This window comes from Parasphingorhabdus sp. SCSIO 66989, assembly GCF_032852305.1.
Classification (GTDB): Bacteria; Pseudomonadota; Alphaproteobacteria; order Sphingomonadales; family Sphingomonadaceae; genus Alterisphingorhabdus; species Alterisphingorhabdus coralli.
In genome coordinates, this window is the sequence record NZ_CP136594.1 from 1546965 (window position 1) to 1572266 (window position 25302).

Sequence of the window (25302 nt, forward strand, 5' to 3'; positions counted from 1 at the left end):
CCCTGCCATGCCGCGCCTTTCCCGGTTCAACGCTGCCTGCAAGCGGCATTGGCGCGCGGCCATGCTGTCCATCGCCATAGGCACGATGCTGAGCATCGGCCCGGTAGCGGGGCAGAGCGATGCCGCGCGCGATGCGGCAGCGCGAGCGGAACAGAGCATTGGCAAGGGCGATTATCGCGCCGCGCGGATCGAGATGCTCAATGCCATATCTGAGGCACCGGATTGGGCCGAAGCGCGGTTGCTTCAGGCAGAGATTTATCTGCGGCTGCGCGACCCGCTGGCGGCAGAGGCAGAGCTGCGCCGCGCCCGCGAATTCGGCACGCCGGACGAGCAATTGCGCCACTTAATGGGCCATGCGTTGCAGTTACAGGGCCAGCTGGATCGTGCCCGCAAATGGCTGACCGAGGGACCGGTAGCGCGCAAGCATCTTGCCTATGCACAGCGGATATTGGCCGAGGTATACCTTGCCGATGGCGATCGAGACCGTGCTCGTGCCGCCTATGATGCAGCCATTGCTGCGGATGGTAGCGACCCGATGCTCTGGGTCTCGATTGCGCGTTATCGCTATCTCGATGGCGATCAGAAAGGCGCGATAGATGCCGCCGACTTTGCCGTACAACTGGCTCCCCAGAGCATTGATGCGCTGCTTTATCGTGGCGAGCTGGCGCGCAGCCAATTTGGTTTGATCCCGGCGCTACCATGGTTTGAGCGCGCGCTGGAAATTAACCCCGACCATATCCCGACGCTGATCGCCTATGGTGAGACGCTTGGTGATGCCGGGCGCATGACCGATATGCTGGCAGTCGCGAGGAAGATCATCGCGCTGGAACCGGGCAATGACCGCGGCCTGTTCCTGCAAGCGGTGCTGGCGGCGCGGGCGCGGCAGTTTGATCTCGCCCGGTCCATCATGCTGAAGACCCAAAACCGGCTTGATGATCAGGCTGCACCGGCACTTTTGCGCTGTGCTCTCGAACTGGAGGTGGACAATCTGGCGCAGGCTGAGGAGCATTGCGCTACGGTGCTGCGGCGGCAACCGCATAATCTCTTTGCGGGCAATCTTGCTATGCGCGGCATGGCAGGTGGCAGTGATCGGGAGATGTTCTTTGCTCTGGTTGCTGAGCATGGGCTGCTGACCACGCCCAACAGCTTTCGCCTGTTGCTTGCCGCGCGTGCTTATGAGGCTGATGGAAATCGGCCTATGGCTGCCGACTTTATCAACCGCGCATCACGTGCGCCGCACAGGCCCTATATTCTGGTGCCAGAGCCTTCGGGGCTGAGCGAGTTGGAGGCTGCAATACAGGCATCCCCCGGCGATGCCGGCGCCGAGGTGCGGCTGATCCGTAAATTGCTGACATTGGACCGCTACGTCGAGGCATTGCGGCGCGCCAAATCGTTGCAGCGGCGTTTCCCCGGTGTCGCCGATGCCCATTTGCTGGTGGGCGATGTGCATATGCTGTCCAATCGGCCGGAAGAGGGGTTTTCGGCGTATCAGGAGGCAGGCAAGTTGCGCTTTACCTTTGATGTCATGGTGCGGCTGCATGATGCATTGGCGGATCTGGGGCGCGATGAGGACAAGGCGGCAACATTGCGCAGTTTTCTTGCCAATAACCCGGCGCACCTCAGGGCGAAACATATGCTTGGGACCGCCTATCTCGATGCTGAACGTTGGGAATTGGCGCGGGTCACGCTGAGCGAAGTAAGCGCCCGGCTTGGCGGTAATGTACCGTTATTGCTGGCGGACCTGGCTTGGGCTGAGCTGAATGCAGGTGCACCGGAAAAGGCACAACGCACCGCGGCGCAAGCCTATCGCACATTGCCGATGAACCCGGTGGTTACGTATGTCTATGGTCAGGTGCTGGCAGAAGACGACACGCGACTGCGCGATGCGATTGATCTGTTTGAAAAGGCGGTTCAGCTGGCACCGCAGGATCAGCGTTTTCGGGCAAGCTTGCGCGATGCCAAGCGGCGTTATGCTGCGCTCGACAAAGCATGATCTTAGGATTAGGACAGTGCTGGTTAAAAGTCTGAACTCCATCGGCACTGAGGGAAACGGGCGCAACCTATAAAGTTATGCTCACCATCTCGAGTCGTGTAAGTTGTCGTAGAACTACCGCAACTCGGGCAGGTACGTTTGCCAGGCGGTGGTGGTGGAGGAGACGGATTCAAAAGCTCATCCTCAGCTAATCTAGCACAATTTATACAAAGACTGGTTCCGTTCTGGGCGCTTAGGCGAGGCAGTATTATCGGTTCGCCACATTCCTGGCAGCCAATATTTACGCTTGGGTCAAAAAGTAGGGCACCGGTATCATCCCAGACTTCTGTTTTCTTTGCCCCGCACTTACTACATTTTAACCTAGGATAAATTGCGCCAACATTTTCAAGAGTTGGTTGTTCGTCAAGATTCGACTGCATTTTTTGTGCATCTAACCGCCCTTTATGACCGCAAACACAAGAGCATATGATAAATTTCAGTACACGCGTCATGATTCAGTGTTCGCTAAGTCGTAACGATAATTATGTCTAATTTCTGATTTTTTATTAAGTCAAGTAAAAATTGCTGATCATATCAGACCAGCTTCCCGTCACGTTTGGACGTATTGTGAGTAATTTCTGAAAGTCATGTATGTCGGTAATACTGGTGAAATGTTCTTTACCGATCCAAAGATAGGCATCTTTCCGCTTATCAGTGTTAAGTGCCTTCCCTTTGTCAATTGCTATATCCGAGTTAAGAAAATTCCAGTTTTTGCCATCATCTGTATCTTTATCCATAACGGCAAACCATAAATGGATGCCGAATAGTCGCTCAAACTCTGCTGCTTTTGCAATTTCCTCTACAATGTTAAGATTGAAGCCTGAGTAACTATCGGAAAGGTTCTTAACATCTACAGCAATGATACCAAAATATGGTATTAATAAGAAGAAATCTGGTCGCTTGGCCTTACCTTTAAGCTGCTTGGAAAATGTCTCTTTCTCCTGATCGATAGCGACATAGATAAAGTCGTTGTCATCGAGCCAATTACGAAACAGTCGTTCTCCTCTGTTACCCTGCTTCTTTTTTCCTGATATTCTCTGTGAGACCATTAGTGAGCGTTGAACCTAGTCATCGACCTTTTCGAGCAATTCACCCGGCGTAATCCCGATGCGCTTCATCTGCTCGACAACCGGTGGCCAGACATTTTCAAAGAAGTTCTTGCGCTCATCGGAACGCAGCCGGGAAATGGCACCTTCGGCAACAAACATGCCGACACCGCGTTGCACCTCGACCAGACCGCTATTCTGGAACCCCTGATACGCCTTGGCGACGGTCAGCGGATTGGCCCCTTCCTTTGCCGCGAGTGCGCGGACAGAGGGGAGCATCTCGCCTTCCTTATAGGTACCATCAAGAATAGCCGCCGCGATCACGTCGCGCAGCTTGAGATATACGGGTCTTGTCTCTGCCATAGTGCATCACTGGCATAACACAGCGGGTCAGGTCAAGGGCTAATGGGCAAATGGCGTCTAGTTTTCGTCCGGCGTCCATTGGCTGAACACTGCATCGGCATCGGGGCGGGGCCGTTCTTCGAGCGGTTTTGCCGGGCTGCCGATATAGACAAATCCGGCGATTTTTTCATGGTTCTGGCCGAACAGGTTGCGCACATTGTTGTTAAAAGCTGGCCAGCCGGTAATCCAGCCGCCGACAAATCCTTCGGCGTGAATGGCGTGGAGCAGGTTCATGGTGAAGGCACCCACAGAAAGCTGCTGCTCCCAATCGGGGATTTTGCTAGACTCTTTAGGGCTGTAGAGCACCACCAGCATTTCCGGCGCATGCGCGGCAAACAGGTCCATTGCCTCCAGCTCCAGCCGACCAGCCTCGGGTTTCTCCTGACGATAGGCTTCACGCAATTTCGCTGCCAATAGATCGCGCTGATCCGCGGCAATATGTACCACACGCCAGGGCGAGAGCTTGCCATGATCGGGCGTGCGCATCGCGGTTGCAACAATGGCTTTCAGCCTAGCCGCATCAGGGCCGGGCGCAACCATATCACGCGGCCGACAGGACCGGCGCGAGGCGAGATAGGCGGGGAGGGAGGAAGTGTTATTGAGCATAAAGCCCATATTGCGGCGCAGCGGGCCAATTGCAATGCGCCTGTGAGGATTTACGTCATTCCCCTTCACAGCATGACATTTTTGTTTAAGGTGCGGCGCAAAATTGCATGACCCCGGCTTTTTCGGGCGCGGCGATAATCATAATCTGGAGGTGGGCTTTGGCCGGAACTTACGAGCAAGACGGCGATGCAGCCGGAACATTTTTAGGACATCCCAAGGGGCTGTTTATATTGTTTTTTGTCGAGATGTGGGAGCGTTTCTCTTATTACGGTATGAGAGGGCTTCTGATTTTCTATCTGACCAAGCACTTCCTTTTTGACAGAGAGTTTGCGCTGGGGATTTTGGGCGCTTATGTCACGTTGGTTTACATTACGCCCATCATCGGAGGGGCGCTTGCTGATCGGTATATGGGCGCGAGACGGGCCGTACTTCTGGGCGGAATACTGCTGGTTATAGGACATGCCGGAATGGCGATCGAAGGCTCACCTGTTCAGCAAGGCGAGCAGGCCGACCCGCTTATTCTGAATATCTTCTACCTTTCCTTAGCCTTCATTATTGCTGGAGTTGGTTTTCTTAAGGCCAACATATCAACAATGGTCGGGTTTCTTTATCCGAAAACCGATGGCCGACGCGATAGTGCCTTCACTATTTTCTACATGGGTATCAATCTGGGGGCTTTTCTGGGTTCGCTTCTTTGTGGTTTTCTGGGAGAGACTTTTGGATGGGCTTATGGTTTTGGCGCCGCAGGAGTAGGTATGCTTCTGGGCCTCGTTGTGTTTGTTCTTGGTAGGCCGCAATTGCGAGGCGCAGGCGAAGCACCCGATGAGGTCAAACTGACCTCACCGGCTTTTATGGGTTTGAGCCCACAGATTCTTATCTATCTCGGCACCGCTCTAATGATCCTGATCGCTTGGCAGCTTGTGCGATATCAGGACACCGTAAACATTCTTCTCGCGATTACGGGCGGCGTAGCTCTCACTTTCATCATTGCGAAGTCAGTTATCCAACTCGATCCGCATGAAAGAGACCGCATCTTTGCGGCTATTCTTCTCATCTTGTTCCAGATTATGTTTTGGGCGTTGTTTGAACAAGCTTCATCTTCTCTCAACCTCTTCACTGATGAGCATGTAAATCGCGACCTCTTTGGCTGGGAGGTTCCCGCATCGATGTTCCAGTCACTGAATGCGGGTTTTATCATCCTGTTTGCGCCGGTACTGGCAGCTTTGTGGGTTCGACTTAGCAACAAAGGTCGCGACCCATCTGCTGGGATGAAGTTTGGATTGGGTCTTGTCCAACTAGGATTGGGCTACGTTGTTTTGGCTTGGGGAGCGGAGTTAGACAATGGCCTCGTCCCGATGATCTTCATCGTATTGATCTACTTGCTCCACACAACCGGCGAGCTTTGCTTGTCTCCGGTCGGCTTATCCGCGATGACCAGGCTATCTGTTCCATCGATGGTTGGCTTGATGATGGGCACATGGTTTCTCGGCTCGGCAGGAGGCAATGCCCTCTCGGCAATTATCGCGCAGGAAGCGGCTGCTGATGGAGCCAAAGGCGGATATGTAAGCGCGTATTGGGATATGGGCTATTATGCGGTTGGCTTTGGGTTGTTCGTCATGGTCATATCACCCCTGATCACTAAGCTAATGCACCTTGATACTCTCAAGGATGACAATGTAGGTGACGACCTTGTCGGCCAGAGAGGCGTTGGCGAGCCACAAGCAGGTGGTATGCATCCGGAGACGCGTCTGGCCGAATAGTCCTTTTCTCATCGAATTGATTGATTGTCGTTGCAGCAAGGATCGGTTAACAGGCGGAGCATAATAATATCCACGGCGAACAGGGAGAGGGTCGCATGGATTATGGGTTGCAGCTGATTATCGGTTCGGTGGGCTTTGTTGCGACGCATCTGCTGCTTTCGCATCTGCTGAGAGAGCGATTGCTTGGGATGCTGGGGGCGATTGGCTATCAGATCGTCTATTCCATCATCGCTTTTGCCACGCTCGGGCTTGCGATTTATGCCTATCGCGCCTTGCCAGCCACATCGAACCTCTGGCCGGTGGCACCATGGATGCAGGTGGTTACGGCTTTCCTGATGTTCTGTGCCAGCGTGCTGTTTGTCGGCTCGGTGCAGAAGAACCCGGCCATGCCCGCACCACAGGCGGGTGAATATGCCGAATTGCCGCCGCATGGTGTGTTCAAGATCACCCGTCACCCGATGATGTGGGCCTTTGCGCTATGGGCCGTGGCGCATATCCTGGCACGCCCGACCGAGGCCAATTTATGGCTGATGGGCAGCGTCGGGGTTTTGGCGCTGGTCGGTGCCGCCGGGCAGGACAAGCGCAAGGCGAAGGAGATGGGCCTGCACTGGCAGCATTGGCAGGCCAAAACCAGCTTCCTGCCCTTCGGCAAGGGCCTCGCAACGCCGGGCTCGGGGATCATTCTGCTCGGTATCGTGGTCTGGCTGCTCGCCAGCTGGGCGCATCATGGCCTTGGCTATTCCATGGTGTCACCCTGGACCAACATATGGGGCGTCGCTGCACCCTGACTGTTTGCCAGCCAATGCTGCGCCTGTGTTGGAAAGTGTCAAGCGGAATTGACGAAGGTTACGAAAGTTGCGCTTGCGCGGCGCGGAAAAGCTGATCTTTGTTGGAAATCACATTCTTCACAGAATGTCTAAGGCGAAGACTATTCAATCCGTGAATGCGCATTCCCATTATAGTCCCTTTTATCTCGTCGGCCCCGCGCAAACGGGGCCAGAGCTATAGTTTCACGCAAAGACGCAAAGACACGAAGAGATCGTGCAGAAATGAGCCTTCTTTGTGCCTTAGCGTCTTTGCGTGAGTCAATAAAAGCCTAGGCCCCGCCTGCGCGGGGCCGACGAAAAAAGATCGAACAATGTAATAGGAGATTGTAGCATCTGCAGTATGTGTAGGACAGGCGGCTCTGGCAAATCTATGTCATTCGACATCGAAGAAATGAAAAGGCGGGCAGGGACGGTTGGTAACCCGTCTTTCCTCCCCGTTCCGGGGAGGGGAACCGCCAAAGGCGGTGGAGGGGCACCCTCGACATGATGCAGACTTTAAGAAACGCGCTGCTGGCCTATGATTGTGGGCGCGAGGTCACTCAAAAAATATCGCACTCAGCGGCCTGTGCCCCTCCACCAGCTTTCGCCAAGGCTACAGCTGGTCCCCCTCCCCGTTCCGGGGAGGATTTACAACCGCGTCATCTTCAGCATGGCCTCGCCATAGCGTGGGCCTGCTGTACCGCCTATCGGTGCGGCTGCGTCCAGGCGTTCCATATCGTCTCCGGTCAATACCAGATCCGCCGCTGCCATGCTGTCTTCCAGTGTCGCGCGGCGTTTGCTTCCCGGTATGGGAACAATATCCTCGCCTTTGTGCAGCAGCCACGCCAGTGCCACTTGCGCAGCGGAGCGGTTGTGGGTGTTGGCGATGTCTTTGACGACATCAACCAGTTTGAGGTTCTGGTCGAAATTCTCTTCCGAATAGCGCGGGTCGCGGCGGCGATAATCGTCTTCGGGCAGGTCATCGCGCGAGGTGATCTGGCCGGTCAGGAAACCACGCCCCAATGGGCTATACGGGACAAAGCCAATGCCGAGCTCGCGGCAGAGAGGCAGAATTTCCTCCTCCACTTCGCGCTCCCACAATGAATACTCTGACTGCAGCGCGGCAATCGGATGAGTGTCGTGCGCGCGGCGTATGGTGTCGGGACCGGCTTCGGACAGGCCGACAAAGCGGACCTTGCCTTCTTCCACCAGCCGCGCCATTTCGCCGACGGTGTCCTCAATTGGCACATCGGGGTCTACACGGTGCTGATAAAATAGATCAATCTCGTCAATGCCGAGGCGTTGTAGCGAACCTTCACAGGCGCGGCGGACATTGGCGGGGGTAGAGTCAACACCCTGAAAACCATCTTCATTGAATTTGAAGCCAAATTTGGTGGCGATCACCAGCCGGTCGCGCCGCCCGGCTATGCCGCGCCCGACCAGCTCTTCGTTAAGATGCGGCCCATAAACCTCGGCGGTATCAAACAGCGTGACTCCCAGTTCAATCGCGCGGTCTATCGTTGCGAGGGACTCGGTAACATCCGCTTCACCGTACATATTCTGGCCGACACCCGCCATCGGCATACAGCCAAGACCCAGCGCCGAGACGGTGAGTTCATTACCCAGTTTGCGTTGCTGCATCCTTGCTCTCCTCTACCCTGTTTTCTGCGCGGGTGCGGTCGATAAAGCCCCAAATGTCGCGGCGCAGTTCCGGTGCGAAGAGATACAGTATCAGAACATTGGGCAAAGCCATCAGGAAAAATGCGCTGTCGACCAGATTGATCACCGCATCAATGCTGAGCAGCGCGCCTAGTGGCAGGATGAAGATATAAATTAGCTTGAACGTCAATTCGCGGCGGCGACCGCGCCCGAACAGATATTGAAACGCTTGCAGTCCATAAAAGCCCCAGGCGCATAGGGTGCTATAGCCGAAGAGAATAACCGCAGCCGTGAGCAACCAGGGGAACCAATAGCTGATTTGGCCAAAGGCTTCGGCAGTGATGCGGATATCCTGATGCTCGCCCGCCCATGTGCCCGCCAAAACAATGGCGACAGCGCCGAGCGAACAGACCACAACCGTGTCGAGAAAAGGCTCCAGCAGGGCCACCAGTCCTTCAGAGGCAGGTTCGTTGGTGCGAGCTTGGGCATGCGCAATGACCGCCGAACCGACCCCGGCCTCTGAGGAATAGACCGCCCGCTGCATCCCGACGATAAACGCGCCGATCATGCCGCCAGCAACCGCATCGCCGGAAAAGGCATCGGAGATAATCAGGCTGATCGCGGCGGGAAGGTCGGCGAGGTTAACGACGATAATCGTCAGCACACCAAGGATATAGACCCCGGCCATGATCGGCACCAGAATGGCTGTAACGCGGCCCAGCCATGTCACGCCGCCAATCACCACAAGCCCAACAAAAAAGGCCATAGTGAGACCATAGAGAAAGGCAAAGCTCTTGGGCTCGCCTGAGGCTGAAAAGGCTTGGAAACCCGTAACCTCGGAGAGGGTGGCAAGGCTCTGGTTGACCTGCACCAGCGGGATGGCGCCGATAAAGGCCATCACCGCATAAAACGCCCCCAGCGCGAAACCCAGACGCGGCAGTCCCTTCAGGGCAAAGCCGTTTTTAAGGTTGTACATCGGCCCGCCGCGCACGGTGCCGTCGCTGTCGACCTCGCGATATTTAAGGCCCATGGTGACCTCGACGCATTTCAGCGTCATCGCGAAGAAGCCGATGACAAACATCCAGAAGGCAGCACCCGGTCCGCCTGTTGCAATGGCAATGGCGACGCCAGCGATATTGCCAAGGCCAATGGTGCCTGAAAGAGCGGTGGTGAGCGCAGAGAATTGCGAGATCTGCCCCGGTGCATTGGGCTCGTCATAGTCCCCGCGCAATATCCTGAGCGAAAGCGGCAGGACGCGCAGGTTGAGAAAACCGAAATAGACGGTGAAGATCAGCATCGGCAGCGCCAGCCACAACACGATCCACGGTATCTCCGCGCCGAAAAACGGGATGCGTGAAAATACCGCAGCATTCAGACCATCAATGGCCCAGGTCAGGAAACTCAGAAATGGGTTGGCCATGAAAATCCGATTGTGACGAAAGAAGCTGTTACCCGCGGGACAGGTGAAAGAGCTTTATCCTAGGGCAGAAGCGGGCTAATCGGCAATGAGGTAAATGTATCAGGCTATAAGGGTAGCTGCAGTGAGTAGAGCGTTTTTCGGGACTGATGGCATTAGAGGCCGCACCAATGCGGGAGTGATGACCGCCGATACGGCAATGCGCATCGGCATGGCCGCAGGCAAGCATTTTCAGCGCGGCGACCATCGCCATCGGGTGATTATCGGCAAGGATACGAGGCTTTCGGGCTATATGATGGAGTCTGCGCTGGTCGCTGGTTTCACTAGCGTTGGCATGGATGTGATCCAGGTCGGCCCCTTGCCAACACCTGCTATTGCCTTGTTAACCCGGGAGATGCGGGCTGATCTAGGCGTAATGATTTCAGCGAGCCATAACCCTTATGAGGATAATGGGATCAAGCTATTTGGCCCGGACGGCTTCAAACTCTCTGATGATGATGAGGCGCGTATCGAGGCGTTGATGCTCGAAACACCGAAGCTGGCTGATGCGCCGGATATTGGCCGCGCCAGACGTATCGAGGATGCACGGGGGCGCTATATCCATGCGGTCAAGAAATCACTGCCCGATACCGTCCGGCTTGATGGCCTGAAGATTGTTGTCGATTGCGCCCATGGCGCGGCCTATCAGGTTGCACCTTCGGCCTTTTGGGAGCTGGGCGCGGATGTGATCGCGATGGGCGTTTCGCCCAATGGCACCAATATCAATGATCAGGTCGGTTCTACCCATATCGGCGCGTTGCAGGAGCGCGTGGTGGCGGAAAAGGCCGATATCGGCATCGCGCTGGATGGCGATGCGGACCGGCTGATCGTGGTCGATGAAAAGGGCGAGCAGGTTGATGGCGACCAGATCATGGCGCTGATCGCCACCGGCTGGGCGCGTGATGGCCGGTTAAAGAACAGTACGGTTGTTGCAACAGTCATGTCCAATCTTGGTCTCGAGCGCTATCTCGCCGAACAGGGTCTGCGCTTGAAACGCACCAAGGTGGGCGACCGTTATGTGCTGGAAGAAATGCGCCGTGGCGATTTCAATATTGGCGGCGAGCAATCGGGGCATATGATCCTGCTCGACCATGGCACTACCGGCGATGGCACAGCGGCGGCGCTACAGGTGCTGGCCGAGCTGGTGCAATCGGGCAAACCGGCGAGCGAATTGCTGCATGTTTTTGATCGCGTGCCGCAACTGCTCAAAAACGTCCGCTTTAGTGGTGGCAAACCGTTGGAAGATGCACGCGTAAAATCCGCTATCGTTCAGGCCGAAGCGGAGATGGGTGATAATGGCCGCTTCGTTATCCGCGCATCGGGCACCGAGCCGGTGATCCGGGTGATGGCTGAGGGCGATGATGCAGCCCAGGTGGAAAGCCTCGTCAATCGGCTGTGCGATGTGATTGCCGAGGTGGCCGCTTGATGCAGCCTGTGCGCGTGCTCAGCATCGCCGGATCAGATAGCGGCGGCGGTGCGGGGATACAGGCGGACATCAAAACCATCACCATGATGGGTGGACATGCGATGACCGCGATCACCGCATTGACGGCACAGAACTCTCAAGGTGTAGCCGCTGTGACATCGACCGATCCCGATATGGTCGCGGCGCAGATTGACGCGGTGGTTAACGACTTTGGTGTTGATGCAATCAAGATCGGCATGCTGGGCAGCGCGGCTATTGCTGAGGTTGTTGCGGATCGGCTGGAGAAGCTACCAAAAGTGCCGGTTGTGTTTGACCCGGTGATGGTAGCGACCAGTGGCGGCGCGCTGGCCGATGACGCTACCATCGCGGCTTTCGGACAATTAATGGCGCTGGCATCGCTGACCACGCCCAACCTGCCAGAACTGGACGCGCTTGGCGGCGAGGCGGAATTGGTGAAGCGCGACCTAACACTTTTGATCAAAGGCGGGCACGACGGAGCCGAAGAAGTCACGGATAGACTGGTCAACCGCGAGGGCGAGATTGCCCGCTGGTCCGATCCTCGCATTGATACACTGCATAGCCATGGTACCGGTTGCACCCTTTCCAGTGCAATAGCGGTCGGGCTGGGGCAGGGGCTTGATCTGCAGGCGGCGATCACACAGGCGCGCGATTTTGTTCGCTTGGCGCTGCGCAGTGCTCCTGATCTGGTCCCCAGCAACGGGCCTATGGGCCACCCTATGATGCGCAATGACGCGGTGATGCCCGGGCCGCTATTCAATCAGGTAACACTTGATTGCACCGATTTTGACGCCTCCATCGCCTTCTATACCCGGCTTGGCCTGACTCTTATCGTCTATGATCCCGATGAAGCGCCGCTTTATGCCCGGTTTGAGGCAAGCAATGGCGCGACACTGTCGCTGCATGAGGCCGATAGCGTCACCTCTTCGGCATCGATCTACTTCGAGTTTCCCGATGTGGACAAGGCTGTGGATAAGCTGCGCAATAACGGGTGGATATTCGATGGAAGCCCTGAGGATAAGTCATGGAATTGGTGCGAAGCTTGGACCACCGACCCGTCGGGTCATCGCATCTGTATATATCATGCCGGCGAAGATCGCCGCTATCCGCCGTGGAGGATATAGGGGGGCGGTAAAACTGGCGTCATTGCGAGCGTAGCGAAGCAATCCAGTGCAACACGCGCGTCTCTGGATTGCTTCGCTACGCTCGCAATGACGAATAAGGCAGGGTGTACCAATCAAAACCAAGACAATAGGGTTGGAGAGTTCCAATCTGCCGCTATATAGAGCGCATCAAGATTACCCCCCAAAGAAGATGGAGAAGAGAGATGGCCTTTACCCTACCTGACCTGCCGTTTGACAAGAACGCCTTTGGTGATGACGTAATGTCGGCCAAGACATTCGATTTCCACCATGGCAAGCATCATAATGCCTATATCGGCAAGACCAATGATGCGATTGCCGGCACCGATCATGACGGCAAGAAGCTGTCAGAGGTCATCATCGCCGCCAAGGAAAGCGGTAATCAGGGCCTGTTCAACAACAGCGCCCAGATCTGGAACCACACTTTCTTCTGGCACTGTCTGAGCCCGGAAAATGTTGCGATGCCGGCATCGCTGGCTGACCGTATTACCGCCGATTTCGGTTCGGTTGACGGTTTCAAGCAGGCGTTCAAGGCGGAAGCTGCTGGCCATTTCGGTTCCGGCTGGGGCTGGCTGGTGCTGAATGGCGACAAGCTGGAAATCACCTCGCTGCACGATGCCGATAGTCCGGTAGCGCATGAAGGCATGAAGCCGCTGCTGACCCTCGATGTGTGGGAGCATGCCTATTATATCGATTACCAGAATGCGCGCCCCAACTATCTCGACACGGTGATGGACAAGGCGATCAACTGGGAATTCGTTGCCCAGAACCTTGACGGCGAAGGCGTTTCTCGCGCTGATCAAGGCTGAGCGTAATTGCGATAGATTAGGAAAGGGCGGGGCCGCGAGGCTCCGCCTTTTTTGTGTGAGCGGCCAGACACTTCACAAGGAAAGAGCGTCCATGCCTGTTGAAATCTGCACCGCCGAAGCGCGGCATAAGGACTGGCTGATCGCCCATGACAATACGGTCGATCAGGCCTGGGTCGAGCGCTGTATCGCATTGGGCGAGTATCTTATCGCCGAGCGCGAGCACCAGCCTGTGGGGTTTTTGCGATGGAGCCGGTTCTGGGGCAAGATACCCTATATGGACATGATCCGTGTAGAGCCTTCACAGCAACGATGCGGCATTGGAATGCTGCTTCTTGGCGAATTGCAAAACATAGCGGTTTTGCATGGTGCGGAGATTGTGATGACATCGTGTGAAACCGGCGAGCAGGAGCCGCTTGCTTGGCATCTGAGACAAGGCTTTGCGAGGACTGGGGAGGTGAACTTCCCCACAGTGCAAGACGCGAGCGAAGTGTTTTTGGTAAAGCGGTTATAGTATCTACTGAAGCGCGAGGGATTTGTGCGAAGATATAAGCAAGAACAAATTGAGAGCTATGAGCGCGGCAGACTCGAATGGCTCAATCGTAGCGAGAAACTAAGAGACATTGTCTTATCCCGGTCATTCAACAGTGATCGTGCGGAACAGTTTTCACGGGAAGGTTTTGCCCGTCGGCTTGGCTATCTTGAGCATGCTATGCACCGTCTTGATGAGCTTTATCCACCAAATAGCATCGGAGCTTCGCGAGACACGGTGCGAGATGTTGAGTTGTTAATCCAAGCATTCGTAATGAATGTATTTGGTGCTCTCGACAATCTTGCCTGGATTTGGGCGCTGGAAAACAATGTCAAGCGACCTGATGGAAAAGATCTGCGTCGAACCGAAGTTGTATTCGATGGTCCGAAGGCCAAGACATTGGTTAAATCTCTTACCCCCGCGCTCTGTAATGTAATCGCCGATATGAAAGACTGGTTCGCGGCTCTTAGAATCTACCGGGATGGTGTCGCACACCAAATTCCTATCTATATTCCGTTTCTTTTCAATGAGAGTGAAGACATTGAGTCAAAGCGACTTAACGATGCAATTAGAGATGCAATTGCGGATGGAGATCATGGCTTGGTAGTTGAACTCTATAGCAAACGTAATGAACTTGGCGACTACGGAGCCTTAATGGCGCTAAGTGTCGAGCATTCAACAATGATGCTTCATCCACAAATGGTTTGTGATTTAGCAACTGTTGTAAACTTAGGAGAGCAGATGTTTACTGAGTTGGAACGCTTGTGATCTTAGTCTGCTTGCAACAAATAGAGACAGTCATCATCCCTATGTTTTTTGCTTCTCGATTGCCAACCCAAGCCACAAAGAAAGCCGAAACCTAAAACGCAGCTTACAGTTGCCTATACCAGCTCCATAACTCTAAAGAGAGTGCATCTTAGCGATGTAGCGCGATATTTGCGCCATCCACTATGGAGAAACACATATGAGCATGACGCTCCCGCAACTGACAGTCACCGGCACCGCCGAGGAGATGGGACGCCAATATGGTGCGCATTGGCGCGATATGATCCATGATTTTGTCGCCAATCGCGTGTCGGCGGTTGAGACCTATCTCGCTGAGCTTGGGTACGATACCAGCCGTTTGTTCGATGCCGGGGCGGCGTGTCTGGAGCAGCTGCGCGGTTTTGATGCGGATGGCCATGCCGAGCATCTGGGTATCGCCGCGGGCGCAGAGATCGACCCGGTGCTGCTCTACACCACCGCCAATATGACCGATGTCCGCGATATTATCGCCTTGCCTGTCGTCGACGATGAAGGCTGCACCGCGGCGCTGTTGCCGCCGGAAATCAGCGCCAATGGTCATAGCCTGCAGGGCCAGACCTGGGATCTGAACGGCCCGGACGTCAAATATGTTATCGCGCTACACCGGATGCCCGATGAAGGGCCGGAAACCTGGACCGTGACCTGCGCCGGATGCCAGACGCTGATGGGCATGAACCAGCATGGCGTTACTGTCGGTACAACAAACCTGAAAACCAAAGGGGCCAAAGTTGGTATTCCCTATCTCTCCTTGCTGCATCTTGCGTTGAAGCAGGAGACGCTGGAGGCTGCGAGCAAGATTGTCGAGCAGGCGCCGGTCGCGGGCAGCCATTCCTATTGGATTGGCGACAAGGACCGCGCGGTGGAGTGGGAACGCACGCCGCAAAAATCGACCTATCGCACCACAGAGAATGGCGCCTTTGTGCGCTCCAACCACTGTCTCGACCCGGAAAACATTGCGTTGGAATCAGGCCTGTCGGAGAGCACCCATGACCGCTTTGCGCGGATGCAGAAGCTGCTCGATCAATCCGATGCGCATACGGTGGAATCCTTGTCGATGCTGTTTGCCGATCGCTCGGATGGGCGGCTCAGCATCAACCGTTTTGAAGAGGATAACTCCGGCGCGACCACCAATGCGGTGATTGCCTGCAATCCGGCTGATCTGGAGTTTCTCGCTTGTCGCGGCCCCGCGGATCAGGGCGAATGGACAAAGCTGGAATTTGAACGCGCGCCGGTGGTAGCCTCGGCTTAGAGTCCTTTATGGCTCTGGCTGATCCACCTTTGCCGTTCGCCTCGAGCGAAGTCGAGAGGCCCCTTCAAGTGGAGAAATGTGTCTCGACTGCGCTCGACACGAACGGGGAATTTTATCGGATTCATTCAAAATTAGAACTGCTCTGAATCATGATCGCTTATTCCACGCTCGGCACCAACGATATGGACCGATCCATTCGGTTCTATGATGCCGTTTTCGGCGCCATAGGCGGGGTGCGCGAAGTTACCGGGGAAACATGGACACGCTATGGCCGCGAAGGCGAACGCGCCAAGGTCTGCCTGACCCCGCCCTATGATGGTCAGGCGGCGCAAAGCGGCAATGGCCCTATGCTAGCTTTTGAAACAACAGACCGCGCTTCGGTTGATGCCTTTCATGCCGCTGCCTTGGCGCAGGGCGGTGCCGATGCGGGGGAGCCGGGGATAAGAGAAGGCACGCACTATGTCGCCTATGTCCGCGATCCGGATGGCAATAAACTCTGCGTATTCGCGCCGAAATAGCGCTGGCCTTATCTGGCAGGGCAAGACCAGCTTGCGAGTGGGCACCATGGTTTGCGATTTCGCTTTGCCCTAGACTCTTTTTCATTTAGATTGAAGCATATCCTGAGTTTCTGAGATAGTTGGCGCATTCTTGCGGAGAGAAGGTATCGAGCAGTTTCCCGATGCGCTGCCATGTTGCTTCGACGGATCGCTCTTTGGCTTTACGCAACAGGGTTTTCAGCTTGGCAAAGGCCTGTTCGATAGGGTTGAGGTCTGGACTGTAGGGTGGGAGGAAGAACAGTCTGGCACCTACACTGCGGATTGCCCTGCGCACGGCCTGTCCCTTGTGGCTACCCAGATTGTCCATGATGACGATGTCACCAGGTGAGAGTGTAGGCACAAGGAACTGCTCGACATAAGCAGTAAAGAGTTGGCCGTTAATTGGCCCGTCAATGACGCATGGCGCATCGATGCGATCATGGCGCAGAGCGGCAAGGAATGTCAGTGTACGCCAACTGCCGAAGGGCGCACGAGGGATCAGCTTGCTGCCGCGCGGTGCCCAGCCGCGTAGCGGTGTCATGTTGGTCTTGGTCCAGGTCTCGTCGATGAAGACGAGGCGCTTGGGATCAAGTCGGCCTTGATATTTCTTCCATTGTGCCCGCCGCCGCGCCACTTTTGGCCGCAGTTGCTCGATGGCGAAGAGACTTTTTTTTGAAGCTGAGACCGGCCGAACGAACCATCCGCCAAACCGAAGCCGGGCTGGTGACGATGCCGCGCTCGGACAGTTCTGCCGTCAGTTGGTAAAGGGTCAGATCAGGCTGAGCCTGCAACCGCTCGATGATAAACGACCGGTGCGGCTCAAGCTGACGCTTGCGATAACCACCCATGCGCCGGGCAGCAGCGCTACCCTCCCGGCGACGGCGCTGTGACCACTTCACCACACTGGCCACACTCACACCAAACAAATCAGCAACCTCTCGGCAGCTGCGTCCCGAAACCACCGCAGCAGCTGCGCGCTCTCGTAGATCGTCAGAATAAGCTCGTGCCATAACTGCTGGCCTCCTTGCCCAGCCAGCAGCTTGAATCACAAATATCGAAAAAAGGGAATCCCCAGATTCAATCTAAATGAAAAAGACTCTAAAAGGCCGCGATGACCATTGCTCAACTCGATATCGCGATTCGCGCAGGCGCTATATCTTCGCTCCTGCTGCTCGCATGGCTGATGCTGGGTCGAAGGCGGGAGATTGGATTGCCTGCCTTATTGTTTCCACCATTGGCAGTGTGTGGCGCCAGTTTTGTAATGGGCAATACCCCTATAACGTCTTTGCGCCCAAGCGGTGTTATCGGCGATATTGCGCAGGCATTGAGTGGCTTTGCAGTCGTCTTCCTCTGGTGGTTTTGTCTTTCCTGCTTCGACAGGCGTTTCAGACCGCATGGCCTCGTTTTGGCTGGTGGTCTGACATGGGCGGTCCTGGCCGCCTGTGATCGCGGCCTGTTGGGCGAGGCGTTTGCAGACAAGGGCCTTTCGCGGCTTCTCGTCCTGTTGGGCTTTGTGATTATCGGGCATCTCGTCTGGCGCCTTATCGCCGAGCGACAGAGTGACATGATTCAACAACGCCATGATGCGCGGATGATGGTGGCAATCCTGCTCGGCGGCATATTGTTCATTGATCTGACGGCCGATGCGATTTTCGGGTTTTCTTGGCGTCCACTTGCCTTTGCCATCATTCAAAACGCAATGATGCTGGTCTTCGCACTATGGCTCGCGAACAAGCTGTTAGTCGTGAACCCGAGGGTACTCACTTTTCTCGGCGCGGACAGGAGTGGTGAGGGCCAGGCACCATTGCCCGTGAATGATGAACAGGAAGATCATCTGAAGCGCCGACTGACTGTGCTGATGGAGGAGGAGCAAGTCTTTCTCGATCCCGAACTCACCTTCACGGCATTTGTGGCCAGCATGAATGCCTCGGAACGCACTGTGCGCAGACTGATTAATCATGAACTGGGTTACGATCATTTCCGTGCATTCCTGAATCACTATCGGGTTGCAGAGGCGCGCAGGTTGCTGCGCGATCAGGGCGAGACCCGCAAGCTTGTCGCGGTTGCCCATGACAGCGGCTTTGCCTCGCTTGCCAGCTTCAATCGGGCTTTTCGTGCGATTGAGGGATGCACGCCAAGCGAATATCGCGCCGCTGGTCATCAGGGCGGCCGCAATAGCAAAGACTTGGCAAAAGCCGGGTTTTGAGGAACGAAATGCCGTGATCTGAGGAGACGGAAATCCTCCCATGCGTTAGCGCGCCGTCACAAATGTACCAAGGAGGCGGTTAGGTGAACGGAATGATTGGTTTGGCAGGGACGCTGGCGCTTCTCGTCATCCTGGGAACACTATTGGGCTTGTTTGATCGTCAGCACTTCTCGATGCGCTGGCTGCTGGTGGCGGTCGTGCTGGTTATGATCAACGATGCTGCCCTGACGCGCGTCTATGGCCTGTTGCCGGATATGATTGGCGGCGAGTGGAATTGGCAAGGTAAGCTGCTCGCGCTTGCCGCCACTCTGGCGATTGCGGCATTGCCAGTATTTGGCTGGCGCCGGATGGGCCTGACCCTGTTGCAGGAACCGGGCAGCCTCAAGGCCGCAATACCCGTCGCAGCTCTCTACTGCGCCTTCTTCGTTGTTCTCGCGTTGGTTTTCTCCGGAGGTCAGCCCAGCGGTGAAGAAATCGCTTTCCAGTTGACCATGCCGGGCCTGGAAGAGGAGCTGTTTTATCGCGGCACGCTGTTGTTTGCACTTGATCAGGCATTTACCGGCAGCAAGCGGTTCCTCGGTGTCGATTGGGGCTGGGGTGCGATACTGTCCTGCTTCCTTTTCGGCATGGGGCATGCGTTCGGTTTTGCGGATGGCAGCTTTTTTTTCGATCCTGTCATAATGGCACTGACCGCGATCCCGTCATTGATTGCCGTCTGGCTTCGTCTGCGCACAGGAAGTGTTTTGCTACCCGTGTTGCTGCACAACTTCGGTAACTCGTTTTCGCTATTGATCTAGGGGCCTGACCCTAGCTGCACTATCCCTTATTCTGCTGCCTGGGTTAGTGCGATCCGGTTGCCTTCGCTGTCTTCTATCTCTGCGACAAACCCGGCTTCGCCAAGATCCTTTTTCGGATAAAGGATGGCCGCGCCTTTTTTCGTGGCACGCACCAGAACTGCGTCGATATCGGGCACGTCAAAGTAGACAATCGCCCCGTTTTTTGACGGTATATAGACATCCCCCATTGCCAGCGCGCCGCTTGCTCCTGGTGCGTCGTCTGCACGCGGGAAGAAAGCCATTTCGTAGCCGTCCACTTGCTCTCGGCTGAGACTATATCCGAATATACTCTCGTAAAAGGCAATGGCGCGGTCCATATCTGTCACTGCTATCTCAAAATAGAGAACGGGGTTATGCACCGCTATCGTCTCCTGCTCGGTGCAATCAACTTTCGCTCTCAGCCTCGCCATCCTCAACAGAGAGCCCATGCCGCATCAGCATCGGCAATTGGGTGAAGGTGAAGACAAAGGACAGCGCGGTGACGCCCCAGACTTTCAGTGTCAGCCAGGTTTCAAAGTTGAGGCTGGCGCGCATTACCTCGTTGAGCACCGCCAGAAAAGTGAAGAACAGTGCCCAGTTGCGTGACAATTTGCGCCAGCCTTCATCGGACAGCCCTTCAAACGCGGCGTGGAGCAGATATTTGAGCAGCGCCTTGCCGCGCCACAGGCCGATAAACAATATCGCCGCCAGTGAGGCGTAGATGATGGTCGGTTTGACCTGAATAAAGGTCTCATCCTGAAAATAGATGGTGAGCGCGCCAAAGCCGAGGATCAGGATCGTCGAGAGCCAGAGCATCGGCGAGATTTTGCCGGTTTTCCATTGCGATATGCCAAGTGCCACCAGCACTGCGGCCATGAAGGCGCCGGTGCTGTAGGTGATTGCGGCAATCGTTCCTGTGACGGTGTTGGGCGCATCATCGGCGGGGGCGAAATAGCGATAGGTGAGGAAGAAGATCAGCAACGGGCCAAAATCGATGGCCAAGCTCAGCCAGCCGGGGGCCTTTTTTGCAGTCGCGGCTTTGGCGGCGTCGAGCTCGACCGTACCTTCGGCCTGTTCCACCGTTTCGGTATCGGGCGCATCGGCTTTGTGCTGGCTGTCCATCAGATTGTTCCTGCAAGTATCTTGGCGAGAAAGCCCGGATCAAAGGGCCGCAAATCGTCCATCTGCTCGCCAACGCCAATGGCATGGATGGGCAGTTGAAACTTTTCCGCCGCTGCCACCAATACCCCGCCGCGCGCGGTGCCGTCCAGCTTGGTCATGATCAGGCCGGAAACGCCCGCGACTTCCTTGAAGGTCTCGATCTGCGACAAGGCATTCTGGCCGTTGGTGGCATCGAGCACCAGCACCACATCATGCGGTGCCGCCGGGTTGAGACGGCCAAGCACGCGGCGCACCTTGGCGAGTTCGTCCATCAGTTCGCGCTTGTTTTGCAACCTGCCCGCAGTATCGACGATCAGCACATCAATGCCGGTTTCGGTCGCCTGTTTCACCGCATCAAAGACAATGCTTGCGGCATCGCCGCCCTCTGGCCCAGTGACAATCGGCACATTGAGACGCTCGGCCCAGATTTTGAGCTGACCGATAGCGGCTGCGCGGAAGGTATCGCCCGCTGCCAGCATCACGCCATAATCCTCTTCCTGAAACAGATGCGCCAGCTTGGCGATGGTGGTGGTCTTGCCCGAGCCATTGACGCCGATCACCAGGATCACCTGTGGCCGGGGGAAGGCGTCAATCTCCAGCGGTTCGGCCACTTCGCCGAGGATCGCGGCAATCTCGCGCTCGACCACGGCGCGGATATCCTCTTCGGTCACGTCGCGATCGAATTTCTCGGTCGCCAGCTTCTCGCGGATGCGCGCGGCGGTGCTGGGGCCGAGATCGGAGACGATCAGCGCGTCCTCAATATCGTCCAGCGCCGCATCGGTCAGCCGACCCGCGCCCAATATTCCGGCCAGATTGCCGGTCAGCCTGCTGCTGGTCTTGCTGAACCCGAGACGGAGCTTGTCGCTCCAGCTATTCGCACTCATAGAGGTGCCTGTCTTTCTTCTGTTGTTTCAAACAACCCCATAACCGCTAGCCCTGAGCCTGTCGAAGGGCGTTTCTCGGCCGGGTGCCATGCTGAGAAGCGGGCTTCGACAAGCTCAGCCCTAACGGTGTGTGGTTTGCTCTATTTCATCACTCTCAATTATCTTTGCATCCAACCGGCCATTGCTGATACCGGTGATTGTCACCCTCCTGATCTGGCCCGACGGGGCCGGGGTTGCAAGGCGTATCGGCGCGAAATTGGCGATATGGCCGGAGACACCATCCTTTTCGACCAGCAGACTGGCGGTGTTGCCGATCTGCGATTCCAGCCATTTGCTGCGCTGTGCAGCCGTTAACTCGCACAATTCTTTGGCGCGGGCTTTAATCGTGGCGCGGTCCACTTGCGGCATGCGGGCGGCGGGGGTGCCTTCACGCGGCGAATAGGGGAAGATATGGCCATGGACGATCTGGCATTCGCTGATGATCGTGCAATTATTAGTGTGCATCGCCTCGGTCTCGGTCGGAAAACCGGCGATAATGTCCGCGCCGATAGCAATTTCCGGACGGCGTGCTTTCAATCGCTGGACCAGATCAATCGCCTGTGCGCGGCTATGGCGGCGCTTCATGCGTTTGAGGATCATATCATCGCCTGATTGCAGCGAGATATGGACATGCGGCATCACGCGCTCGTTATTAGTGATCAGATCGAACAGCCGGTCATCGACCTCGACCCCATCGAGCGAGGACAGGCGCAAACGCGGCAGGGTAGGGACGTGTTTCAGGATGCGCTCGACCAGCATGCCGAGATTTGGCTTGCCCGGCAGATCATGGCCGTAGCTGGTGACATCGACGCCGGTGAGCACGACTTCCTGATAGCCCTTGTCGACCAGCTCTTGCACATGCTCGACCAGGCGACCTGCGGGCACTGAGCGGCTGTTGCCGCGACCATAGGGGATGATGCAGAAGGTGCAGCGATGGTCACAGCCATTTTGCACCTCGACAAAGGCGCGCGCATGGTCGGCAAAGGCGCTGGCCATGTGCGGCGCAGTTTCGCGCACCTGCATGATATCCTGCACCAGTGTCTCTGATTTTGGCGCGTCAAAAGACAACGCATCGGGTTGCATCTTCTCGATATTGCCCAGCACCCGGTCCACTTCGGGCATGGCGGCGAAACTGTCCGGATCAATTTGCGCGGCGCAGCCGGTGACGACCACCTTGGCATCCGGGTTGGCGCGCCGGGCTTTGCGGATCGCCTGCCGCGTCTGACGCACGGCTTCATTGGTGACAGCGCAGCTGTTTATCACCACCAACTGTTCGTCAATGTCTGGCATCTGCTCGCGCATCGTCTCGGTCTCGGCGATATTCAGCCGACAACCCATGGTGATAAAGGTCGCTTTTTCCTTTGTCTTTACCGCGCTCATAGCTCGACCTCGCCGGTAAAAGCAGAGGCGAAGGGACCGGTCATGCTGATGGTGCCGCCGGGTTGCCAGTCTATGGTCAACTTGCCGCCGGGCAGATGCACCGCAACCGGCCCGCTGACCAGTTTGCGCCGGATCGCAGCAACAGCAGTAGCACAGGCCCCGGTGCCGCAAGCCTCGGTCAGGCCCGCACCGCGTTCCCAGACGCGCAGGGTAATGGCGTTATCACTGACGCTGGCGACATTGACATTTACACCTTCGGGGAACAGCGGATCGGTCTCAATCTGCGGACCAAGCCGCGCCATATCGACGGCATAGGGATCATCAACAAAGGCAATCACATGCGGATTGCCGATATTGACCGCCATCGGTCTTTCCAGCATCTCCCAGCCGACCGGCATATCCATAGTGTCCATGGGCTGGGCCAGCGGGATCGCGTCCCAGTCGAAACGGGGTTCGCCCATATCAATCCGCACAGTATCGTCGAGCAGCTCGCCCTTGAGCAGACCCGCCCTGGTCTCAATCACCGCATCCTTGCCCAGCAGCGCAATGACACAGCGGGTCGCATTGCCACAGGCTTCGACTTCGCCGCCATTGGCATTGAAGATACGCATATGCACATCGGCTTTGTCGCTCTGTCCAAGCAGGATCAGCTGATCAAAGCCAATACCGCGTTGCCTGTCTGCCAACGCGCGGACTTGTGCTTCATGCAGGTGCACGGGCGCAACACGCGCATCAAAGATGGCGAAATCATTGCCCAGGCCATGCATTTTAGTGAAGGCGGTTGCAGTCATGGCCCGCGCTTTACGGCGCAGTGCGGTAGCTGTCCATATGCAACGCGTGAGAAACCGCCTAGCGGCTGGCGCTCTCTGCGGCTGGCTGCTGTTCTGCGCTATCGGATGCGCTGCCGCTATTCAAAGCGCCCTTTTCGTTGGGTAGCAAATTGGCGCGCGCGAGCATCCAGCGCGTCTGCTCGACAGAAAGCGGTTGGCCATAATGATAGCCCTGCACCTTGCCGCATCCTAAAGCACGCAGTCTGTTGACCACTTCGACACTCTCCGCGCCTTCTGCGGTGATCGGCAGACGTAGATTCTGACCCAATTGCGCAATTGCTTCAACAATCGCAGCGCTCTCGCTGTTCTCGTCCATGGTGGTAACAAAGCTGCGGTCAATCTTGATACGGTCAAAGGGCAGGGCGCGCAGATGCGACAAGGAACTATAGCCGGTGCCAAAGTCATCCAGCGCAATTTTGACGCCCTGGTTTTTCAGGCTGCCGATTATCGACTGCGCCAATGCGATATTCTCGAAAAGGGCGCTCTCGGTGATCTCAAGCTCCAGACGTTCTGCCGGATAGCCTGTCTCTGTCAGCAGCTTCAGGATTTTCTGTGACAGCCATGGGTCGCGCAGCTGGATCGGCGAGATGTTCACCGAAAGGATAAGCTCGCTGTCCCAATCCAGCGCATCGGTAAGCGCGCGGCGCATAATGCTTTCAGACAGGTCGCTGATCAGGCCACATTCCTCGGCAATCGGGATAAAGATATCTGGCGATACCAGACCAAGAGCAGAGGAATTCCAGCGCGCCAGGACTTCAAAGCCCACCAGCTTGCCGCTCTCCAGATCAATCTGCTGCTCATAATAGGGAATGAACTCGCCTGCAGGGATGCCGGTCCGCAGACCCTTTTCAATCATATTCTGTGTCTGGATTTCGGTCTGCATCGAGCTTTCAAACCATGCGAACTGGTTACGGCCCTGCTTCTTGCTGTGATACATGGCCATATCGGCACGACGCATCAGGCTTTCCGCAGTTTCTTCATAATGATTGGCGGCCGATATGCCTATGGACGTGCTGATCGCCAGCTCGCCAGCAGGGCCGTCAATCGGTTTGGCGACTTCCTCGATCACATCCTCGGCGACGCGTTCAACCGCGCTGCGGTTTTTGCCGTCAAAAATAAAGGCAATGGCGAATTCATCACCGCCCAGACGCGAGAGCAGGGCACGCGGCGGAATGACGGCACCCAGGCGGTTAGCCACGGTCTGAAGTACGAGATCGCCCGCCTGATGCCCGTGAATATCATTGATGGTTTTGAAATGGTCGAGATCGAGCATCAGGAAGGCAACAGCCATATCGCGTTTGTCCGCTTCGGCAATCAGATCGGCTGTGCGTTCATTGATGCTGCGTCGGTTGAGGCAGTTGGTCAGCGGATCGGTAATCGCCAGCGCCTTGGCTTCGGCTTCGGCTTTGCGATGCTCCAATATCTCTTTGCGCAGATCATTATAGCGCCGCCAGCCCAGCAGTATAATGGCGATATTGAGCAGGGTGGCGCTTGCGAGGATATTGTCCGGTCCATCGCCAATGCCATTAAGTGCCCGCGCCCAAGCCGACATGGCGGAACCGCCAGTGCCAACGAATTGCAAAATAGCTGCGGTTATGACTCCAGCCGCGACAAAATCAACATAAGCCCCTTTAAACAAGGATTTATGTACCCATTCACTCGCTGATTTTGTCCAGTTTCTGACCATTTTCACCATTTTCCCGATGG

Annotated in this window: 25 protein-coding genes; 12 read left to right on the forward strand and 13 right to left on the reverse strand. The window is 56.1% G+C overall.

Annotation, left to right across the window (positions count from 1 at the left end; all coding sequences use genetic code 11):
• Positions 1-7 precede the first annotated feature (7 nt).
• Positions 8-1993 (forward strand): tetratricopeptide repeat protein, encoded by a 1986-nt coding sequence (locus tag RB602_RS07330; RefSeq protein ID WP_317084280.1) that lies wholly within the window; start codon positions 8-10, stop codon positions 1991-1993.
• 23 nt (positions 1994-2016) lie between these two features.
• Here RB602_RS07330 and RB602_RS15405 read toward each other — a convergent pair whose 3' ends face one another.
• The 4 genes from RB602_RS15405 to RB602_RS07345 are packed head-to-tail and all read right to left on the reverse strand — an operon-like array spanning position 2017 to position 4086.
• Positions 2017-2484: a TraR/DksA C4-type zinc finger protein gene (locus tag RB602_RS15405; protein WP_406568398.1), complete on the reverse strand. Its 468-nt coding sequence runs from the start codon at positions 2482-2484 to the stop codon at positions 2017-2019.
• Positions 2485-2538: 54 nt separating this feature from the next.
• A complete protein-coding gene (locus RB602_RS07335; protein ID WP_317084282.1) occupies positions 2539-3081 on the reverse strand; it encodes a hypothetical protein in 543 nt (180 codons plus the stop codon).
• Positions 3082-3096: 15 nt separating this feature from the next.
• Positions 3097-3441, reverse strand: a complete 345-nt coding sequence (locus RB602_RS07340; RefSeq protein WP_317084284.1) for a GntR family transcriptional regulator — start codon at positions 3439-3441, stop codon at positions 3097-3099.
• Between the two features lie 57 nt (positions 3442-3498).
• Positions 3499-4086 (reverse strand): nitroreductase family protein, encoded by a 588-nt coding sequence (locus tag RB602_RS07345; RefSeq protein ID WP_317084286.1) that lies wholly within the window; start codon positions 4084-4086, stop codon positions 3499-3501.
• A gap of 158 nt (positions 4087-4244) precedes the next feature.
• On the opposite strand from RB602_RS07345, the gene RB602_RS07350 reads away from it, so the two are divergent.
• Complete coding sequence (locus RB602_RS07350; RefSeq protein ID WP_317084287.1) at positions 4245-5846, forward strand: peptide MFS transporter; 1602 nt, start codon at positions 4245-4247, stop codon at positions 5844-5846.
• A gap of 95 nt (positions 5847-5941) precedes the next feature.
• Positions 5942-6634, forward strand: a complete 693-nt coding sequence (locus RB602_RS07355) for an NnrU family protein (RefSeq protein WP_317084289.1) — start codon at positions 5942-5944, stop codon at positions 6632-6634.
• A gap of 666 nt (positions 6635-7300) precedes the next feature.
• Here the strand turns inward: RB602_RS07355 and RB602_RS07360 are convergent.
• Both RB602_RS07360 and RB602_RS07365 read right to left on the reverse strand, forming a co-directional pair.
• Positions 7301-8293, reverse strand: a complete 993-nt coding sequence (locus RB602_RS07360; protein ID WP_317084291.1) for an aldo/keto reductase — start codon at positions 8291-8293, stop codon at positions 7301-7303.
• A complete protein-coding gene (locus RB602_RS07365) occupies positions 8271-9731 on the reverse strand; it encodes an alanine/glycine:cation symporter family protein (protein WP_317084292.1) in 1461 nt (486 codons plus the stop codon). Before RB602_RS07365 ends, RB602_RS07360 begins: the two co-directional genes overlap by 23 nt.
• A 121-nt stretch (positions 9732-9852) precedes the next feature.
• On the opposite strand from RB602_RS07365, the gene glmM reads away from it, so the two are divergent.
• The 7 genes from glmM (at position 9853) to RB602_RS07400 (ending at position 16262) form a co-directional block, all read left to right on the forward strand.
• Complete coding sequence (gene glmM, locus RB602_RS07370; RefSeq protein WP_317084294.1) at positions 9853-11193, forward strand: phosphoglucosamine mutase; 1341 nt, start codon at positions 9853-9855, stop codon at positions 11191-11193.
• Positions 11193-12335: a bifunctional hydroxymethylpyrimidine kinase/phosphomethylpyrimidine kinase gene (thiD, locus tag RB602_RS07375; protein ID WP_317084296.1), complete on the forward strand. Its 1143-nt coding sequence runs from the start codon at positions 11193-11195 to the stop codon at positions 12333-12335. The genes glmM and thiD overlap by 1 nt, the downstream gene beginning before the upstream one ends.
• A 203-nt stretch (positions 12336-12538) precedes the next feature.
• On the forward strand, positions 12539-13162 hold the full coding sequence (locus RB602_RS07380) for a superoxide dismutase (protein WP_317084298.1): 624 nt from the start codon (positions 12539-12541) through the stop codon (positions 13160-13162).
• 91 nt (positions 13163-13253) lie between these two features.
• The gene (locus RB602_RS07385; RefSeq protein ID WP_317084300.1) at positions 13254-13673 is read left to right on the forward strand and encodes a GNAT family N-acetyltransferase; all 420 of its coding nucleotides are present in this window, start codon (positions 13254-13256) and stop codon (positions 13671-13673) included.
• Between the two features lie 24 nt (positions 13674-13697).
• Positions 13698-14459, forward strand: a complete 762-nt coding sequence (locus tag RB602_RS07390; RefSeq protein ID WP_317084302.1) for a hypothetical protein — start codon at positions 13698-13700, stop codon at positions 14457-14459.
• A gap of 196 nt (positions 14460-14655) precedes the next feature.
• Complete coding sequence (locus tag RB602_RS07395; RefSeq protein ID WP_317084304.1) at positions 14656-15744, forward strand: C45 family autoproteolytic acyltransferase/hydrolase; 1089 nt, start codon at positions 14656-14658, stop codon at positions 15742-15744.
• Between the two features lie 149 nt (positions 15745-15893).
• Positions 15894-16262, forward strand: a complete 369-nt coding sequence (locus RB602_RS07400) for a VOC family protein (protein ID WP_317084306.1) — start codon at positions 15894-15896, stop codon at positions 16260-16262.
• A gap of 85 nt (positions 16263-16347) precedes the next feature.
• On the opposite strand, the gene RB602_RS07405 is transcribed toward RB602_RS07400, so the two are convergent.
• Positions 16348-17290 (reverse strand): IS630 family transposase gene (locus RB602_RS07405; protein ID WP_317080531.1). Its coding sequence is split into 2 segments (ribosomal slippage): positions 16348-16953 and positions 16955-17290, totalling 942 coding nucleotides; the frame shifts between segments, so codons are not numbered across the junction.
• 251 nt (positions 17291-17541) lie between these two features.
• Here RB602_RS07405 and RB602_RS07410 point away from each other — a divergent pair.
• Complete coding sequence (locus tag RB602_RS07410; RefSeq protein WP_317084309.1) at positions 17542-18486, forward strand: helix-turn-helix domain-containing protein; 945 nt, start codon at positions 17542-17544, stop codon at positions 18484-18486.
• Between the two features lie 92 nt (positions 18487-18578).
• Entirely contained in the window at positions 18579-19283 is a 705-nt protein-coding gene (locus tag RB602_RS07415; protein ID WP_317084451.1) for a CPBP family intramembrane glutamic endopeptidase, BDIM_20840 family, read from the forward strand.
• A gap of 26 nt (positions 19284-19309) precedes the next feature.
• Here the strand turns inward: RB602_RS07415 and RB602_RS07420 are convergent, their stop codons facing one another.
• The 6 genes from RB602_RS07420 to RB602_RS07445 form a co-directional block, all read right to left on the reverse strand.
• Positions 19310-19750 (reverse strand): VOC family protein, encoded by a 441-nt coding sequence (locus tag RB602_RS07420; RefSeq protein WP_317084311.1) that lies wholly within the window; start codon positions 19748-19750, stop codon positions 19310-19312.
• On the reverse strand, positions 19707-20423 hold the full coding sequence (locus RB602_RS07425) for an inner membrane-spanning protein YciB (protein WP_317084313.1): 717 nt from the start codon (positions 20421-20423) through the stop codon (positions 19707-19709). Before RB602_RS07425 ends, RB602_RS07420 begins: the two co-directional genes overlap by 44 nt.
• Positions 20423-21346, reverse strand: a complete 924-nt coding sequence (ftsY, locus tag RB602_RS07430; protein WP_317084315.1) for a signal recognition particle-docking protein FtsY — start codon at positions 21344-21346, stop codon at positions 20423-20425. The genes RB602_RS07425 and ftsY overlap by 1 nt, the downstream gene beginning before the upstream one ends.
• A gap of 120 nt (positions 21347-21466) precedes the next feature.
• Positions 21467-22765, reverse strand: coding sequence for a tRNA (N(6)-L-threonylcarbamoyladenosine(37)-C(2))-methylthiotransferase MtaB (gene mtaB / locus RB602_RS07435; protein WP_317084317.1), 1299 nt, complete (start codon positions 22763-22765; stop codon positions 21467-21469).
• Positions 22762-23556: a diaminopimelate epimerase gene (dapF, locus tag RB602_RS07440; RefSeq protein WP_317084319.1), complete on the reverse strand. Its 795-nt coding sequence runs from the start codon at positions 23554-23556 to the stop codon at positions 22762-22764. The genes mtaB and dapF overlap by 4 nt, the downstream gene beginning before the upstream one ends.
• Before the next feature lie 58 nt (positions 23557-23614).
• Complete coding sequence (locus tag RB602_RS07445; protein ID WP_317084322.1) at positions 23615-25282, reverse strand: putative bifunctional diguanylate cyclase/phosphodiesterase; 1668 nt, start codon at positions 25280-25282, stop codon at positions 23615-23617.
• Positions 25283-25302 lie beyond the last annotated feature (20 nt).